This is a genomic window from Bacillus sp. RC251, assembly GCF_044908765.1.
Lineage (GTDB): Bacteria > Bacillota > Bacilli > Bacillales > Bacillaceae_G > Bacillus_A > Bacillus_A wiedmannii.
This window is the reverse complement of sequence record NZ_JBIYDP010000001.1, coordinates 835,565-851,090: the sequence shown is the minus strand read 5'-3', so window position 1 is coordinate 851,090 and position 15,526 is coordinate 835,565. Positions and strand designations below refer to the sequence as shown.

Annotated in this window: 13 protein-coding genes and 1 pseudogene; 2 read left to right on the top strand and 12 right to left on the bottom strand. The window is 34.6% G+C overall.

Features of this window, described 5'->3' with window-relative positions; translation table 11 throughout:
* Nucleotides 1-22: 22 nt before the first annotated feature.
* Nucleotides 23-982, bottom strand: a complete 960-nt coding sequence (gene trhO, locus ABH961_RS04465) for an oxygen-dependent tRNA uridine(34) hydroxylase TrhO (RefSeq protein WP_000246241.1) — start codon at nucleotides 980-982, stop codon at nucleotides 23-25.
* A gap of 643 nt (nucleotides 983-1,625) precedes the next feature.
* Here trhO and ABH961_RS04460 point away from each other — a divergent pair.
* Nucleotides 1,626-2,921 (top strand): Nramp family divalent metal transporter, encoded by a 1,296-nt coding sequence (locus ABH961_RS04460; RefSeq protein ID WP_048543263.1) that lies wholly within the window; start codon nucleotides 1,626-1,628, stop codon nucleotides 2,919-2,921.
* On the opposite strand, the gene ABH961_RS04455 is transcribed toward ABH961_RS04460, so the two are convergent.
* The 3 genes from ABH961_RS04455 to ABH961_RS04445 form a co-directional block, all read right to left on the bottom strand.
* Nucleotides 2,878-3,819: a M23 family metallopeptidase gene (locus ABH961_RS04455; RefSeq protein ID WP_098080390.1), complete on the bottom strand. Its 942-nt coding sequence runs from the start codon at nucleotides 3,817-3,819 to the stop codon at nucleotides 2,878-2,880. The genes ABH961_RS04460 and ABH961_RS04455 overlap by 44 nt on opposite strands.
* 82 nt (nucleotides 3,820-3,901) lie before the next feature.
* A complete protein-coding gene (locus tag ABH961_RS04450; RefSeq protein ID WP_141520085.1) occupies nucleotides 3,902-4,969 on the bottom strand; it encodes a sensor histidine kinase in 1,068 nt (355 codons plus the stop codon).
* Entirely contained in the window at nucleotides 4,959-5,657 is a 699-nt protein-coding gene (locus ABH961_RS04445; RefSeq protein ID WP_000414549.1) for a response regulator transcription factor, read from the bottom strand. Before ABH961_RS04445 ends, ABH961_RS04450 begins: the two co-directional genes overlap by 11 nt.
* A 142-nt stretch (nucleotides 5,658-5,799) precedes the next feature.
* Here ABH961_RS04445 and ABH961_RS04440 point away from each other — a divergent pair, with 142 nt between their 5' ends.
* Nucleotides 5,800-6,324: a GNAT family N-acetyltransferase gene (locus ABH961_RS04440; protein WP_404518946.1), complete on the top strand. Its 525-nt coding sequence runs from the start codon at nucleotides 5,800-5,802 to the stop codon at nucleotides 6,322-6,324.
* 165 nt (nucleotides 6,325-6,489) lie between these two features.
* Here the strand turns inward: ABH961_RS04440 and ABH961_RS04435 are convergent.
* The 8 genes and pseudogenes from ABH961_RS04435 to scpC all read right to left on the bottom strand — a co-directional run.
* Nucleotides 6,490-6,623 (bottom strand): annotated as a pseudogene (locus tag ABH961_RS04435) (radical SAM/SPASM domain-containing protein); the annotation flags it as partial.
* 27 nt (nucleotides 6,624-6,650) lie between these two features.
* Nucleotides 6,651-8,696, bottom strand: a complete 2,046-nt coding sequence (locus tag ABH961_RS04430) for a class I SAM-dependent methyltransferase (protein WP_098080398.1) — start codon at nucleotides 8,694-8,696, stop codon at nucleotides 6,651-6,653.
* Between the two features lie 327 nt (nucleotides 8,697-9,023).
* Entirely contained in the window at nucleotides 9,024-9,404 is a 381-nt protein-coding gene (locus ABH961_RS04425) for a BA_1872 family lipoprotein (protein WP_000771817.1), read from the bottom strand.
* Between the two features lie 59 nt (nucleotides 9,405-9,463).
* Nucleotides 9,464-9,673 carry a hypothetical protein gene (locus tag ABH961_RS04420; RefSeq protein WP_088107098.1) on the bottom strand — a complete coding sequence of 70 codons (210 nt, stop codon included), beginning with the start codon at nucleotides 9,671-9,673 and terminating at the stop codon, nucleotides 9,464-9,466.
* Between the two features lie 442 nt (nucleotides 9,674-10,115).
* A complete protein-coding gene (locus tag ABH961_RS04410) occupies nucleotides 10,116-11,744 on the bottom strand; it encodes a peptide ABC transporter substrate-binding protein (RefSeq protein ID WP_098080400.1) in 1,629 nt (542 codons plus the stop codon).
* A gap of 154 nt (nucleotides 11,745-11,898) precedes the next feature.
* A complete protein-coding gene (locus tag ABH961_RS04405; RefSeq protein WP_141520087.1) occupies nucleotides 11,899-13,224 on the bottom strand; it encodes a bifunctional S-methyl-5'-thioadenosine deaminase/S-adenosylhomocysteine deaminase in 1,326 nt (441 codons plus the stop codon).
* Nucleotides 13,225-13,338: 114 nt separating this feature from the next.
* Nucleotides 13,339-13,782 (bottom strand): GNAT family N-acetyltransferase, encoded by a 444-nt coding sequence (locus tag ABH961_RS04400; RefSeq protein ID WP_098080404.1) that lies wholly within the window; start codon nucleotides 13,780-13,782, stop codon nucleotides 13,339-13,341.
* A 213-nt stretch (nucleotides 13,783-13,995) separates the two neighbouring features.
* Complete coding sequence (gene scpC, locus ABH961_RS04395) at nucleotides 13,996-15,510, bottom strand: succinyl-CoA:acetate CoA-transferase ScpC (RefSeq protein ID WP_098080406.1); 1,515 nt, start codon at nucleotides 15,508-15,510, stop codon at nucleotides 13,996-13,998.
* Nucleotides 15,511-15,526: the final 16 nt, after the last annotated feature.

Sequence of the window (15,526 nt, the reverse complement as noted above, 5' to 3'; positions counted from 1 at the left end):
TTTTTTATTACAATAATTTAGCTTACTTCCCTGCTTCGATTTTCTCTAATGCAGCAGCTACTTGCTCTTCAGTTAATTCGTGTTGAACGATATAACGATTACGTGGGTGTACACGACATTCATGAGAACATGCACGTAAATGTTTCGCTTCGTTTTCTTCAGAACATAAAATTTTCTTATTACATTCTGGATTTGCACAGTTTACATAGCGCTCACAAGGTTCACCTGTAAAGTGGTCTTTACCAACGATAACATGCTCTTTTTGGTTTACTGGCACAGAGATACGCTCATCGAACACGTAACATTGTCCATCCCAAAGCTCACCTTGTACTTCTGGGTCTTTTCCGTACGTTACAATACCGCCGTGAAGCTGACCTACATCTTCGTAACCTTCACGAACTAACCAACCAGAAAACTTCTCACAACGAATTCCGCCTGTACAGTATGTTAAAATCTTTTTACCTTCAAGTGTTTCTTTGTTTTCTCTAATCCAATCTGGCAACTCACGGAATGATTCAATATCCGGTTTAATGGCACCTTTAAAGTGACCTAGATCAAACTCATAATCATTTCGTGCATCAATGATAACTGTATCTTCTTGTTTCATTGCCTCATAGAATTCTGTTGGCTCTAAATATTTACCAGTTATTTCTTTCGGATTAATATCGTCTTCTAGACGAAGTGTAACTAACTCTGGACGAGGGCGTACGTGCATTTTTTTAAATGCATGTTCATCTGCCTCATCAATTTTAAAAACGATTCCAGCAAAACGTGGATCATTGTTCATTGCTTCCATGTATTTCTCTGTTTGTTCTACAGTTCCAGAACAAGTTCCATTAATTCCTTCTGTCGCTACAAGAATTCTTCCTTTTAACTCAAGTGATTTACAAAATTCTAAATGCTGTTCAGCAAATTCTTCTGGATTTTCAATTGTTGTGTACATGTAATATAGTAATACTCTATATGGTTTTGTAGTTGCCAATTTATTTCTACCACCTATCTAAATTTTAAAATCATGTATAAGTTAACGTTCATATCAAAACATATATAATAAGAAAATACATACTAAATTGTACTTAGCCTATTTTCTTCTATTTACAATTTTTTCTATAAGTTAACGAAAATAAAAACAAGATTACATCACAAAACACTATGGTTATGTTGTAATCCCAATATATTATATATCATACAATTTCATTTCCATCAATTAATATGCTGTAATATAGGCTCTATGTTCACATAAATTTCAAAATTAGTCCTTTAATTCATTATGTTTCCCCATGTGATCACACCATAAACTCCCATTTTTTTATAACACGACACCATCTATTGTAGCAAGGCATATAATTTGCACTAAGGAAACATTTGTGTTCAAATAAAGTGAAACTTTAATCAGTGGAGGTTTTCTTCATCCCCCACTGATTATTAGTTGAACCAATCGGACTTTTATGGGCAGCCCGACCCCCTCCTAACTTCTTTGCTTTCGCTGAATTTTGAGGTGGGGGTCTTACTGCCCATTAAAGCGGGATAAAAATATCATCTCATACATTTAAATGTATTGAAATAAACAATAAGAATACTTACAATAATTTCATCAAGTTAACATTTCAAAGGGGAAAACTACTATGAATAAAGATATATCAAAAGATGAACAAGTCCCTTCTCAAAGTACAACTGTTCAATCAGCACACTTAGCTTTAAGTGGAGAAACGAAAGGATGGAAAAGACTGTTACCGTTTTTAGGACCCGCTTTTATCGCATCCGTAGCTTATATTGACCCTGGTAACTTTGCTACAAATATCGCAGCTGGTTCACAATATGGATATTTACTATTATGGGTTATATTCGCCTCTAACTTAATGGCAGTATTAATTCAAACTTTATCAGCTAAATTAGGAATTGCTACGGGAAATAATTTACCTGAAATCGCTCGCGAACACTTTCCAAAACCTGTGTCTATTGGCTTATGGATTCAAGGTGAACTCGTTATTATGGCTACAGATTTAGCGGAATTTATCGGGGCAGCACTCGGATTGTATTTATTATTTGGAATTCCGATGTTACCAGCTGCTTTAATTACAGCAGTCGGATCATTTATTATTCTTGAGTTTCAACGCAGAGGATTTCGCCCACTAGAAGCTATTATTACAGGGATGATTTTTATCGTAGTAATAGCATTTGGGATTCAAGTTTTTTATGCAAAACCAGAATTAAGTCCCCTTCTTTCAGGACTATTTATTCCAAAATTCCAAGGTGTAGACAGTATATTACTTGCAGCAGGGATATTAGGTGCGACAGTTATGCCACATGCAATCTATTTACATTCTGCATTGACACAACGCCGCGTGATCGGAACAACTGATGAACAAAAGAAAAAAATTTTCCGTTTCGAGTTTATTGATATCATTATCGCAATGGTTATCGCTGGAGCAATCAATGCGAGTATGTTAATTGTTGCTGCCGCACTATTCTTTAAAAATGGTTTACATGTTGAAGACCTTGATGTTGCTTTTAACCAGTTCAGTACTTTAGTCGGTCCTGTATCAGCTGCTTTATTTGGAATTGGGCTCTTATCAGCAGGACTATCTAGCTCGTCTGTCGGTACAATGTCAGGTGATATTATTATGCAAGGTTTCATTCGAATGCATATTCCGTTATATTTACGACGTTTCATTACAATGATTCCACCATTAGTTATTATCGCTTTAGGTGTAAATCCAACTTACGCACTAGTCATGAGCCAAGTCGTCTTATCATTCGGTATTGCTTTTGCATTAGTGCCACTTATTATGTTTACAAGCAATAAAAAAATTATGGGTGCGCTCGTTAATCACCGCATAACAACCTTTATCGCTTGGATCATCGCTGCACTTGTTATCATTTTAAATATTTTCTTACTGTATCAAACATTTGTAGGGTAATGAGAAAAGGTATTCCAATAAAACTGGAATACCTTTTTTCATTACCACTTATGTATGTACCTCTTTCTGGCATTATCGTACCTTTTTCAGTTCGAAAGTAAAGTGGTAATCCTTCCGAAAGAAATATGCTCACCTTGGATGGATCCTGCCTTTGATGATGAATATGTAAATGCGGCTCACTTGAACTTCCTGAGTTACCAACTTGAGCAAGTACCTCTCCTTCATTTACATGTTGGCCTTCCCTCACTTTAATTGATCCTTTTTTTAAATGGGCAAGAATCAAAAATGTCCCTGATTCATCTAGTTGCAAATAAATATGATTCCCCGCCATTGACCGAAAATCATCCTCTCCTGGAACTACATCTTTTTCATCGTTATTGATTGATACAACTGTTCCTGAAGCTGGTGCCATTACTTTCGCTCCATATATTCCATAATCCTCTAACTTACTACTTTTCACTTCAGCAGGCGGAATAAGAATATCATATGCCCATCGTTCATTTGGTTTTATAACATGATAGTTCGTTTCTAATCGATCACCACCCCAGCCCACTAATGCTCGTTCATTCAAAGGAAAGCGAACGACTGCTTTAGGATTCATAGAATGTACATCTGCTGGATAAGCAAGTCCCCCTATGTTAGCAAACCATCCTAAAGGCCAAGCTCCAATTATAGAGAAAAGAACTATGAAGAGTAATATTCTATCTATTCGATTTTTGAAAATGCCTTTCCACGCAAATAGTAATGCTGACCCTATCAAAATATAGATTGATACTAAGCTAAAGGCTTGTATACTCCACCAAACAATGACTGATATAACACCATTAGCTAAACAAACTACACTCCAACTTATCATTAAAAACGCAACTAAAATTACCAATACATATTTCTTCCACATGTTGTATCCCCACTCTCCTATCCTTGTACTACATCATACGAAGTGAAAATTACGACATATAAAAGAAATACTTACGACTTTCTTACAATTCTTTATAATGCGGTAAAACGATAGTGAAAACAGTTTCTTTCTCGTTACTGCACACAGTGATATCCCCTTTATGAAGCTCTGCTATACTTCTCGCAATTGCAAGTCCCATTCCTTTTCCACCCGTATGAGAGCTACGTGATTTTTCACCGCGATAAAACTTCTCAAAAACGTAAGGAAGGTTCTCATCCGGAATACATTGTCCAAAATTTTTAATTTCTATTTCAGCATTCATGTCTTTTTTAGAAACTTGAATTAAGATATCCTTTCCATCTTTCCCGTACATAATACTATTACTAATTACATTTTCGAATAGCCTCACCATAAGCGCTACATCCATTTCCACATGTAACTCCTTATCACCGTTAATACAAAAGCTCATATCGGCATCATCTAGTAGTGGTACAAAATCAATCATGATTTGTTCAATGAACGCTTTCATATTTACTACACTTTTATGTAATTCGATTTCTCTATAATTTATTTGACAATATTCTAATAAATCATCTACTTGATTTTTTAATTCATAACTTTTTCGCTTTAATATACTTACATACTGTTCACATTCTTCTCCATTTGAATGAAGCTGATTTCCTAACAGGTCCGCGTAACCTATTAGAGATGTTACAGGTGTTCGTAAGTCATGAGAAATATTACTAATCATTTCATTTTTCATTTCCTGCGATTTTTTTTCATTTTCGATAGACTCTCTTAAACTTTTGGCCATTCTATTAACATTCGTTGCTAATTCACCAATCTCGTCATTTTTTGAAATAGGTATATGTATTTCAAAATTACCATTACTTATTTCTTTCACGTTCTTATTTATTTCAGATAACCTTTTCATCATTGTTTTTGTCATGAATGCAAAGTATATTGTAGTAAAAGTTAAAAAAGCCATTAAATATAACAATGAATATTTTTCCTCTAATGCAGTAACATGACTATATATATTTCCAACTACAATTTGAAACGCTATTATACTTACAGTTGCTAACAAAATGCTACATATGAATGCGATAAAAAACTTAGTTCTAATGCCTTGTAATGATTTAATCTTCAATTTTATATCCGACTCCCCAAACATTTTGAATAAACTTCGGCTCTTTTGGATTCTCTTCAATTTTATTTCTTAATCTTGCAATATGAACCATTACTGTATTATTACTTTCATAGGCTCTTTCTTTCCAAACGCTCTCATATATTTCTTCAATAGTAAACACACGATTCTTTGCAGCAGCCATTAAGTACAAAATATCATATTCAGTTTTCGTAAGATTGATTGTTTCTCCATATAACATTACTGTTCTAGACACTTCATCTATTTCTAAACCTCTAATATTTATTTTCTTTTCTATTACTTGGACAGCATTTTGATTGAAATATGTATACCTTCTTAATTGAGCTTTCACTCTCGCTATAAATTCAATTGTACTAAACGGCTTCACAATATAATCATCTGCCCCAGTACTAAATCCAATTACTTTATCTACGTCCGATGATTTTGCGCTTAAGAACATAATTGGTAAACTATGTTTTTCTCTAATCCTTCTGCACAATTCTATCCCATCCATTTGTGGCATCATAATATCCAAAATAGCAAGTTGGATACTGTTATTATTTATTATTTTTAAAGCCTCTTCTCCGTTATGAGCACTAAAAACTTTAAAACCTTCTTGCATTAAATTCGCGTTAACAAATCGAACAATATCTTGATCATCATCTACAATTAAAATCGAGTTTTTCTCCATATACAAACCTCTTTTTGAAATATATTCCACAATTAATTTTATCATAAATTAAAACCATACTTCCCTCTTGAATAATCTTTATTTTCAGACTAAATTATATAATAACAACACATTCTAGTTTCATAAGAAATGGAGTGAAAGCATGTTTCCTATATTGAAAACCGACCGACTCATTTTAAGAGAACTTACCGAAAAAGATGCACCACGTATACTACAATGCTTTTCTAATACTGATGTACTGCGCTATTATGGCCAAAAACCATTACAAAATGTTGATCATGTGAAACAAGTCATTCATAACTTTAAGCTGAGTTACAATGCAAGAAGCGGTATAAAGTGGGGAATCGAATTAAAAGACAATAAAGAACTCATTGGTACCATTGGTTTTCACGATTGGTCTTCTGAGCATAAACGAGCCAATATAAGTTATGCCTTTCTCCCTGAACACTGGGGAAAAGGATATGCGACGGAGGCTGTTTCTGAAGTTATATCATATGGTTTCCACACACTTCATTTAAAACGGATCGGAGCAATTGTATTTCTTGAAAATGAAGCTTCCAATAAAGTACTATTAAAATTAGGATTTGAAAAAGAAGGCGTTCTAAAAAATTATATGTATCAAGATGATATCCCATATGATACGAATTTTTATTCTTTATTAAAATGAGTTTAATAGAAATTATACGTAAAAACTCGTTTCAGCATAATGAATCAAGATAGTGGATTTTTAACGAAAAATAGGAAACCGAGCGTTTTTCATTTCTTAGATCATCATACGACTGATGCGAAGTACAATAAATTATATAATCTAAAAAAAGGCATGAGCATACTCTTACTCATGTCCCTTTTTTACGTTCTTTTTCTGTTTTCGCAATGCTTTTGGAATGTATAGCTGTCCATGTACTCTCCCGTCATTGCATATGCTTTAGAACGAGATCCTCCACAAACATATCGAAACTCACAAACTAAACTTTTTAAAAGTTTTCAATATCATTACTTCTTTTCTAAAACCATAAAGAACGTACTATCCGGTAGCACAACCGCATTCCCAGACTCATCTTTAAAATCGATTTTCTCGCTAAGATGTTGTGTATATCCATCCTGTAAATAATTCATAGCTTGAACGATGTTTACTTTATCTCCAAAGATACCCTTTACGAAATCCTTATAGTCTTTTGGCGTAAAGATTCCAAACTGCTCTTGCACCTCGTGAACGAAGGAATCCTCGCCCCATGTATATGTATATAGGAACTCCATCGCATCGTTAACAAGCATTTTGACTGTATTGTCTGCCAGTACCTCATACTGGATTATACGCCCCTTAAATTCACGGACATACTGCTCTAAGAACTTCATTCCGTCCGCATCTTTAAAACGAATCACACGCATTAACCTTTTATCTTCGGTCATGATGCCATCACGAATGATAATACGACCTCCTGGTTTTAACACCTCGTAAGCACTCTCGAGCCCCTTTTTAATTACTTCATGATTGAATTTCTTACCTTCATACTCGATATAAGAGAACAGCTCATGAAGGATAGAAGAATATACAATCGTATCAACCGATTCTTTATCAAACGAGCTACTTAAGTTGATTGCATCCCCTTTAATGACGTCCCAAGAACGACCTTCGTCCTGTTTCTTCTTTTTCAACGTATCAATCACGTTTTCGGAAATATCGATACCGTATATTCGTTTATCCCCGGTCTCTTCTTCAATCATGTCTAGCATAACACCACCACCGGATCCGACATCTACAATCGTATCTCCCTTTATATAATCAAGAATAATTCGTTTATCATCAGCCGAACTATTCATATGCTCCAAATACACTTCTTCGTTATGGAATCTATCATATGCATCCTTACGTAACCCGAAGAAATCAAAGAGCAGTACATTTGCCCGAGCATGCATCATATCTATCTTTTCTGCCTCTACACAGAAGGTAATTAACGCCTCACCTACAGCAGAAAACTGAAACGACACATATGCAGTTTTCATATCTTCATCTACTTTAACCTCAAAAGAAACATGCGTTGTATTCGGCTTCTCGTTCTCACGGTACTCCCGTAGATACTTCTCAATAACCCGCTTACGATACACGTTGTCCTTTTTCTCGCCTTTGAAATCATAGTGCAACTGCTGCATCAATTTCTCGAAATGGATATGCTGAACCTTTCTAGTGCCTATCTCATTCTTTAACATAACAAAAACTGTCCAAATATCCTCGAAGCTAAGAGCATGCATAGACGGTTCTACATACCACAAATCCTTATCGGATAAGAATATTTGAACGTCACTCTTCTCGCTCCCCATAATTATATCTTTTTCAAATGCTGACTCCTTATGTTTTGGTGTGAGTCTATGTATGCGAGAAGTAAATGGCTCCACATAACCATCAAACAGGCCATCAATTGTAATCTTCACATCGTTCTTCACTTCACTCCACAAAGCTTTTGATACGCCCTCAATAATGCATTGGTTAAGATAGTATAGAATCTCCTTTAACCTAACGTCTCCGTATTCTTCTTTATATGTGTTAATTAAATCAACATGAGAGTCCAAACGAGCCTCTCCGCGGATATACTGCCCGATTAATCCATGTGTTCTTATTAAATCTCGAACAAACAAATACTCAGTAGAGTTTAAGTTTGTCTCTATATGTTCGATAAACTGAATATCACTAAAGATATCAGCAGAACCCTCGTTATGTACCAATAGATTGATTCCGTTCTTCTTCCATTTCTCTCGCTGTTTTAAAGAGCCTACCTTTGCAAGCTCACTATACGTTAGTACTTTTTCAATAATGCGATACGCTTCTTCATCTAAAGACAATCCATCTAACACTTGCAGCGTACGGTGTACATAGTACAACACCGCATCTGTTTTTAATTCACCAAGTACTTGTACATTCTCATAGTTTTGATGTATCTCCTCTGCCTCGATTAGATACTTTAACCACGTAGGGAGAGTATTCGAAAACCCTTCAATGTATTTATTTAGAACCTCAATATTTTTCAACTTATTTACCCCCATATATAATCAATTTCAGTAGTATGGTCTGGGACATCTTCTCTAAAAAGATTATCACCTTATGCCCCCTTTACCATCTATATCTCTTTCAAATACAAATGCATCAAACCGAGTCTTTTTATCATGTAAAAGAGAGTTATCAATTTCGTTTCTAACATCCCAAGTTTGTAACACATTCTTTTGTTCATCTCTTATTTTAACTTCATCAGGAATTTCGACGGAATAAACAGCAGGACTCAGCGAAGCATTTCTTACATTAATAAACATTTGTTGTGATAGAATCAACCGAAAATAGAAACGGCAAGCGGGTGCACTCCACTTGCCATTTTTTCATAGCTTAGTATGTATTTGAATTTCTTTTGCTTTCTCTTTTTCACCCTTCACTCGTACAATTAAATCATATGATCCGGATTTTGGCGCTTCAAAAGAAAGCAGACCTTCTTGTTGAGAAGTGACTTCTTCTTCATAAATAACCTTATCACCTTTTGTAACTTGCAATAAAATCGTACCTTCTTCAACGGCTGCTTCATAAGGAATTTCCACATTTCCTTTTTCAGCTTTAATCGTTTGCACATCGTAATACCCTTGCAACGAACCAATTTTTAAAGTCGTTTCGCCATTTTTTTGAACCTTTGTGACTTGTGTTGCTGTATTGCATGCGCTTAACAATACAACAAGAGTGAGAATCATAAATAAACGTAGTAATTTCATAGAAATTCTCCTTTTTTATGTATATGAATTAAATTTCTAACTCTAAATTTTGTACCATCTTATTTCCCACCTCTTAAAATAGCTGTTTTTATAATAAAATAAGTAATAGAAAATAATAAACAAGTACCCATTGTACCAAAAACTGCAACTGAGATGTTACCTGCCAATGTTTCATTTGGATCTAATGCATTAGGTAAAATTGTACCCAAAATTGCAATACAGGCTAATACAACCATAAAATATTTAAATCTTTTTACTTTCTTATTCATACTAATTATCCCCTTTATTCCTTAACATTAACTTCTAAACCAAATCCCCATAAACCTACACCAGGACCTAATGGTACATGGAATTTGACTCTGCTTTTTCTAGCTTCAAAGGATCCCCCTAGATTCCCAAATTAATATCCCCAAGTATTATACATACCAATTAATTCATATAGAAAAAGCCCGTTCAAATCAAATACTTAAGCTCCCTTATTTTTATAATACTCAAATAATTATACACAAACATCGCTATCGATTCATCTTAATACCTCAATTACCTTTTAAGTATATCAATGACAAAATATATAATCTAATATTTTTTATATAATTAAAAACAAACATAGTTACAACAAGAGATTGTTTTTATGCTGATTTGTACTGTATTCCCTTATTCCATGTACTCTTTAAAAAAACCTTACTTTTTAAAAAGTAAGGTTTTTTGTATTTATTCATTAGCAATATAAGCATTCTTATACGTATAAACACCACCAAATTGATGCTTCTCAATTCCTTTTACATAATCCTTTTGTACGTAAGCTGATCCCATTTGATAAAGCGGTGCAACTGCAGCATCCTCTAGCAGAATACGCTCGGCCTCTTGCAATGCTTCCCATCTTTTCTTTTGATCTAGTACAAAATCGCTTTTCGCTTTCTTTATTAATTCATCGTAGTGAAGGTTAGAATAATTCATTTTGTTATTCTGATTATCCGTCGTAAAGAGTTCTAAATAACTAATTGGGTCTTTATAATCCGGTCCCCAATTTGCCATAGATATATCGTAATCTCCTGTTTGTTCTAACTGTAATTTTTGCTTAAATGGCTGTTGTTTAATTTGTATCGTTAATCCTTGCAAATTCTTTTCTAAGTCACCTTTTATATATTCTGCCATACGTTTTGCATTATCTTGTTCAAACGTTAAAAACTCTAGGTTTACTTGTTCTACTCCAAGCTCTTTTTTTGATTCTTCCCAAATCTTTTTCGCATTTTGCAAATCATATGAAGAAAGATCTCCGTTTTCTTTTCTAAAATCTTTGCCAGTCTCTTCATTTATATGACCAGCCGGTACAAGTTCGCTTGCAGGTTTTGCCCCGTTATTAATAAAGTGAGCAACGAAAGCTTCTTTATTTAACGCGAATGAAATAGATTGACGCACCTTTTTATTTGCTAACGCACTATTTTTTTCATTAAAACGTAGCATAGCAATTCCTGAATCGCTCGACATATGTAAGTCCTTGCTTCCCTTATACTTGTCTACAAATTGAGAATTAATAGGCACTCGATCCAAATCACCAGCTTCGTATAAATTAACAACCGTCATTGTATCTTTTACAATTTGAAAGTTTATTTCGTCTAATTTCACTTTCTTTTCATCCCAATATGTAGCATTCTTCTTTAATTGAAACTCTTGTTCATGCTTCCACTTCTCTAATACAAATGGCCCGTTATATATGAGATTACTAGGTTCCAATGCATAATTCTTTCCTTGTTCTTTCAAAAATGATTCATGCTGTGGTAAGTAAATCGGTAGTGCTAACAACTGTAAAAAATACGGAATTGGCTGTTCGAGTTCCACTTCTAACGTATAATCATTTATTGCTTTAACTCCAAGGTTATCAAGAGGCATTGTTCCTTTATTAATTTCTTTCGCATTTTTCACATGAAAAAGCATGTACGCATATTGAGACGCTGTTTCACGGTTAATTGCACGTTTCCATGCAAACATAAAATCATTTGCTGTCACACTGTCCCCATTTGACCATTTTGCATCTTTACGCAAATCAAATGTATATTTTTTACCATCTTCACTTCTTTTAAACGATTTTGCTACTGCTGGAATAGGCTGATCTTGATCATCTAATACATACAAACCTTCAAATATGTTTTGCATAACGTGCGCTGATGTACCATCCATCGTTTTCGCAGTATCAAGAGAAGGAATTTCTTCTGATACTGTTACATTTAACACTTGTTTTTTAGCTTCTGCATCACTTTTATTCGCTTCATTATTACAAGCTGTTAATAATAAAGTTGTAACAAGTGCCATTACCATTAAATGGCTCTTTTTTTGCTTCATGAATTGTTCTCCTTAAGTATAAAATATTATAAAGCGTTATATATTATAGCAGAAATATGAACAGAAAGATGCGACATTCTTTTGAATATTTATTCGTTCAAGAAAAAAGCTATCCTTTTAAAAAAGGATAGCTTTTTCAACTACATATAATTACCTATCTTTGTAAACCTCGTTTATAACGACTTGCTTCAAATATAATACGCTCTTCATCTAACGTTTTACATTCACCATTCCAAACGACACGTTTTCCGTTAATAATTACATCGCTTATATCTTTTCCACTAGCGGCATATACAAGGTGTGATAACACTTCATCTGCTGGTTGTAAATGCGGCTTATTAGACGGGTCAATCGTAATAAAATCGGCACACTTTCCAACCTCAAGTGATCCTGTTTGTTTCATCCCGATTACTTCAGCAGCTCCTTTAGTCGCAAGTGTAAGAGCTGTTTCAACCGGTAACGCTGTTGCATCTTGATGAATACCTTTTTGTAGTAAAGTCGCTATACGCATTTCTTCAAGCATATCTAAATTGTTATTAGATGCTACACTATCTGTTGCAATTCCTACTTTCATTCCTGCTTCTAGCATCGCTTTTACATTCGCTATACCAGAACCTAGTTTTAAATTACTATTCGGGTTATGAGCTACTCGAACATCATGTTCTGCTAAAAATGCACGCTCATTTTCATTTAATACTACACCGTGTGCAATAACTGTTGGGCGTTTAAATAAACCGCAACTTGCTGCATATTCTACTGGACGTTTTCCGTACTGTGTTTCAATATCACGTACTTCACGCTCTGTTTCCGAAAGATGAATATGAACCATCGTTTGATTTTCTACTGCAATACGAGCACACTCTTCTAACAGTTCTGTAGAACATGTATATGGACTATGCGGCGCAACCATCGTAGTTAACATACCACTTTCTTTATAGTAACGCTTCACATATTTTTCAGCTTCTTCAATCGCTTTCTTCTCATCGTCCTTCGTTCCGAAGCTAAATAAAGTTCTTGAAACAGCAGCTCGCATCCCACTCTTTGATACCGTTTCCATAATTGCATCTTGATCTATTCCAATTGGATTAAACATATCAGAGAATGATGTTGTACCACTTTTCACCATTTCAAGTAATCCTAATTCCGTACTAGCAACCGCAAGCTCTGGCGTAAACTGACTTTCAAGTGGCCAAATTCTCGTCTCCAGCCATGGTTGTAATAACATATCATCGCCAATACCTCTTAAGAGACTCATTACAACGTGTGTATGTGTATTTACAAGCCCTGGTAAAACCCACTTTCCTTTCATATCAATTACTTCATCTACTTCAAAATCATTAGCGAATTCTCCGCTCTTTACATCTATAATTTGATCATTTTCTACAATGATATATCCATTTTCTATCACTTCGTTTTGTTCATTCATCGTTACAATTGTAGCGTTTACATAAGTTGTTTTCAAAAGTATTTCCCCTTTCAACTCTATGAAGTTCCCTTTAATAAGTTACCACCATTATAGTAACTTATTAAAGATTAAGAGTCAAAAGATAATTTCAATTCTTTCATTTCTCAGCTTCTCCTACTATTAATTGTTTTACACATCATATTTCAAAAGAGGCAGTAAACGATCCTCAAAAACCGTTGATGGTGTCTCTCCTATTAACTTTGCTCCCATCTTCAAGTAAAACCCTTTTGCATTCGGATCACTATCAATTTTAAAGCTTTTTATTCCTAGTTCATTTGCTTGCTCTATTACAAACTTCCACATTATTTTCCCATACCCCTTTCCTTTGTAACGAGGTTGAATATATAGAAAATCAAGAGCATTTTCATTACGTAAAAATGAGAAAAATCCAATCTTCGTATTATCGTTTTCTAAAACATATACAAAATTATTTTTTATGTACTCTTCGGTAATTGTTAAATCTTCCTTACAAGCAAGTATGAATGCTTCGCTATAGTTCCACGTTGCTTTTGAATGTAGTGCAAGTTCACTTAATTCATTTTCTTCACTTAATAACGCTTTTCTTATCTTCATGATTCTTTCTCCTCACCTTTAATATATAAACTATTAAAATGATTCGAAAAGTAATTTAAAAAACCTCTTATTTCCGTAAATAAGAGATTACTTTTATAATTCTTCAGAATAGGTAACAATTTTTTAAAAGAAAAAAAACGCCATTCCTGAAAATTGACGTTCTTTTTCTTTCAATCTTTATAGCATATTATATTAAGAATTATTTTTACACTTCTATACAGTTTCTACTACATCTTCAAGCATTGTTCCATTTTCAGCATAATTCGTATGCCAAGAAAAAGCTTTTTCTAAAACATGAGGGGTTTGTCCACCTCTTGTTTTTGCTTCCTCGTAATAAGCTCGTAGCTGTTCACGATACATTGGATGTACGCAATTCTCAATAATTAGTTCCACTCTTTCTCTTGGCGCAAGCCCTCTTAAGTCAGCATACCCCTGTTCAGTGACGATAACATCTACATCATGTTCCGTATGGTCTACATGAGAAACGAAAGGAACGATGCTTGATATGTTGCCACCTTTTGCAATCGATTTAGTAACAAAAATAGCTAGGCGTGCATTTCTCGCAAAATCACCAGAACCACCAATACCATTCATCATTTTCGTACCTAAAACGTGAGTAGAGTTAACATTTCCATATATATCTAATTCTAAAGCAGTATTAATTGAGATTAACCCGAGGCGGCGAATGATTTCAGGATGATTAGAAATCTCTTGCGGGCGCATCATTAATTTGTCACGATAGTTTTCAAAGTTAGAAAATACTTGTTGCATTTTCTCTTCAGAAAGCGTGATCGAACAGCAGGAAGCAAAATTAACTTTCCCAGCGTCCATTAGATCAAAGACCGCATCTTGTAAAACTTCAGAATACACTTCTAAATCTTCAAACTCCGAATCTAGCATGCCGTGCAATACTGCATTAGCAACTGAACCAATTCCCGATTGTAACGGTGCTAAACGATTTGTTAATCGGCCTACTTTAACCTCTTCTCGAAGGAACTCTATTAAATGCTGTGCCATAATAACAGTTTCTTCATCTGGAGGAACAATTGTCGATGGCGAATCCAGTTGATTCGTAAACACAATTCCCTTCACTTTTTCAGCATCAATTGGGATACCGATTGTTCCAATTCGATCATCCGTTTTTACGAGCGGAATAGGGAGTCTTTCCCTTTGTTTACCTGGTTCATATAAATCATGCAGCCCCTCTAATTGCGTAGATTGAGCCATATTCATTTCAATAATAATGGACTTAGCATTTAAGGAGAATGCTAAGGAATTTCCAATTGAAGTGGTTGGAATAATCATTCCATCTTCAGTAATCGCAACCGCTTCCAAGATAGCGAAATCTATATCCATAACGTCAGCACGAAGTAACTCTGCTGTATGAGATAAGTGCTGATCCACAAATAAAAAGTCCCCGTTATTAATTCCTTTTCGCATAGTTGCATCTGCTTGGAAAGGCAATCTTTTCCCTAAAATTCCTGCCTCAGCAAATAATTTATCTACATCCGAACCTAAGGAAGCCCCTGTATAAACATTTACTTTAAAAGATTTATCATTCTTAACTCGGTTTACAAGTGCAAATGGGACTGCTTTTACATCACCAGCACGTGTAAATCCACTTAATCCTAAAGTCATTCCACTTTCAATCCATGAAGCTGCTTCTTCAGGTGTAACTACTCGATCTTTTAATCGTTGATCCCTAATTCTATCTAAATTATTCTCCATATGTAATCCCTCTCCC

What these genes read in the sequence shown, in the direction of transcription:
- ABH961_RS04440 (WP_404518946.1), top strand. Translation starts at nt 5,800, where the DNA reads ATGTTTCCTATATTGAAAACCGACCGACTCATTTTAAGAGAACTTACC.
- ABH961_RS04445 (WP_000414549.1), bottom strand. Translation starts at nt 5,657, where the DNA reads ATGGAGAAAAACTCGATTTTAATTGTAGATGATGATCAAGATATTGTT.
- ABH961_RS04430 (WP_098080398.1), bottom strand. Translation starts at nt 8,696, where the DNA reads ATGGGGGTAAATAAGTTGAAAAATATTGAGGTTCTAAATAAATACATT.
- ABH961_RS04425 (WP_000771817.1), bottom strand. Translation starts at nt 9,404, where the DNA reads ATGAAATTACTACGTTTATTTATGATTCTCACTCTTGTTGTATTGTTA.
- ABH961_RS04400 (WP_098080404.1), bottom strand. Translation starts at nt 13,782, where the DNA reads ATGAAGATAAGAAAAGCGTTATTAAGTGAAGAAAATGAATTAAGTGAA.
- ABH961_RS04455 (WP_098080390.1), bottom strand. Translation starts at nt 3,819, where the DNA reads ATGTGGAAGAAATATGTATTGGTAATTTTAGTTGCGTTTTTAATGATA.
- ABH961_RS04420 (WP_088107098.1), bottom strand. Translation starts at nt 9,673, where the DNA reads ATGAATAAGAAAGTAAAAAGATTTAAATATTTTATGGTTGTATTAGCC.
- scpC (WP_098080406.1), bottom strand. Translation starts at nt 15,510, where the DNA reads ATGGAGAATAATTTAGATAGAATTAGGGATCAACGATTAAAAGATCGA.
- ABH961_RS04460 (WP_048543263.1), top strand. Translation starts at nt 1,626, where the DNA reads ATGAATAAAGATATATCAAAAGATGAACAAGTCCCTTCTCAAAGTACA.
- ABH961_RS04410 (WP_098080400.1), bottom strand. Translation starts at nt 11,744, where the DNA reads ATGAAGCAAAAAAAGAGCCATTTAATGGTAATGGCACTTGTTACAACT.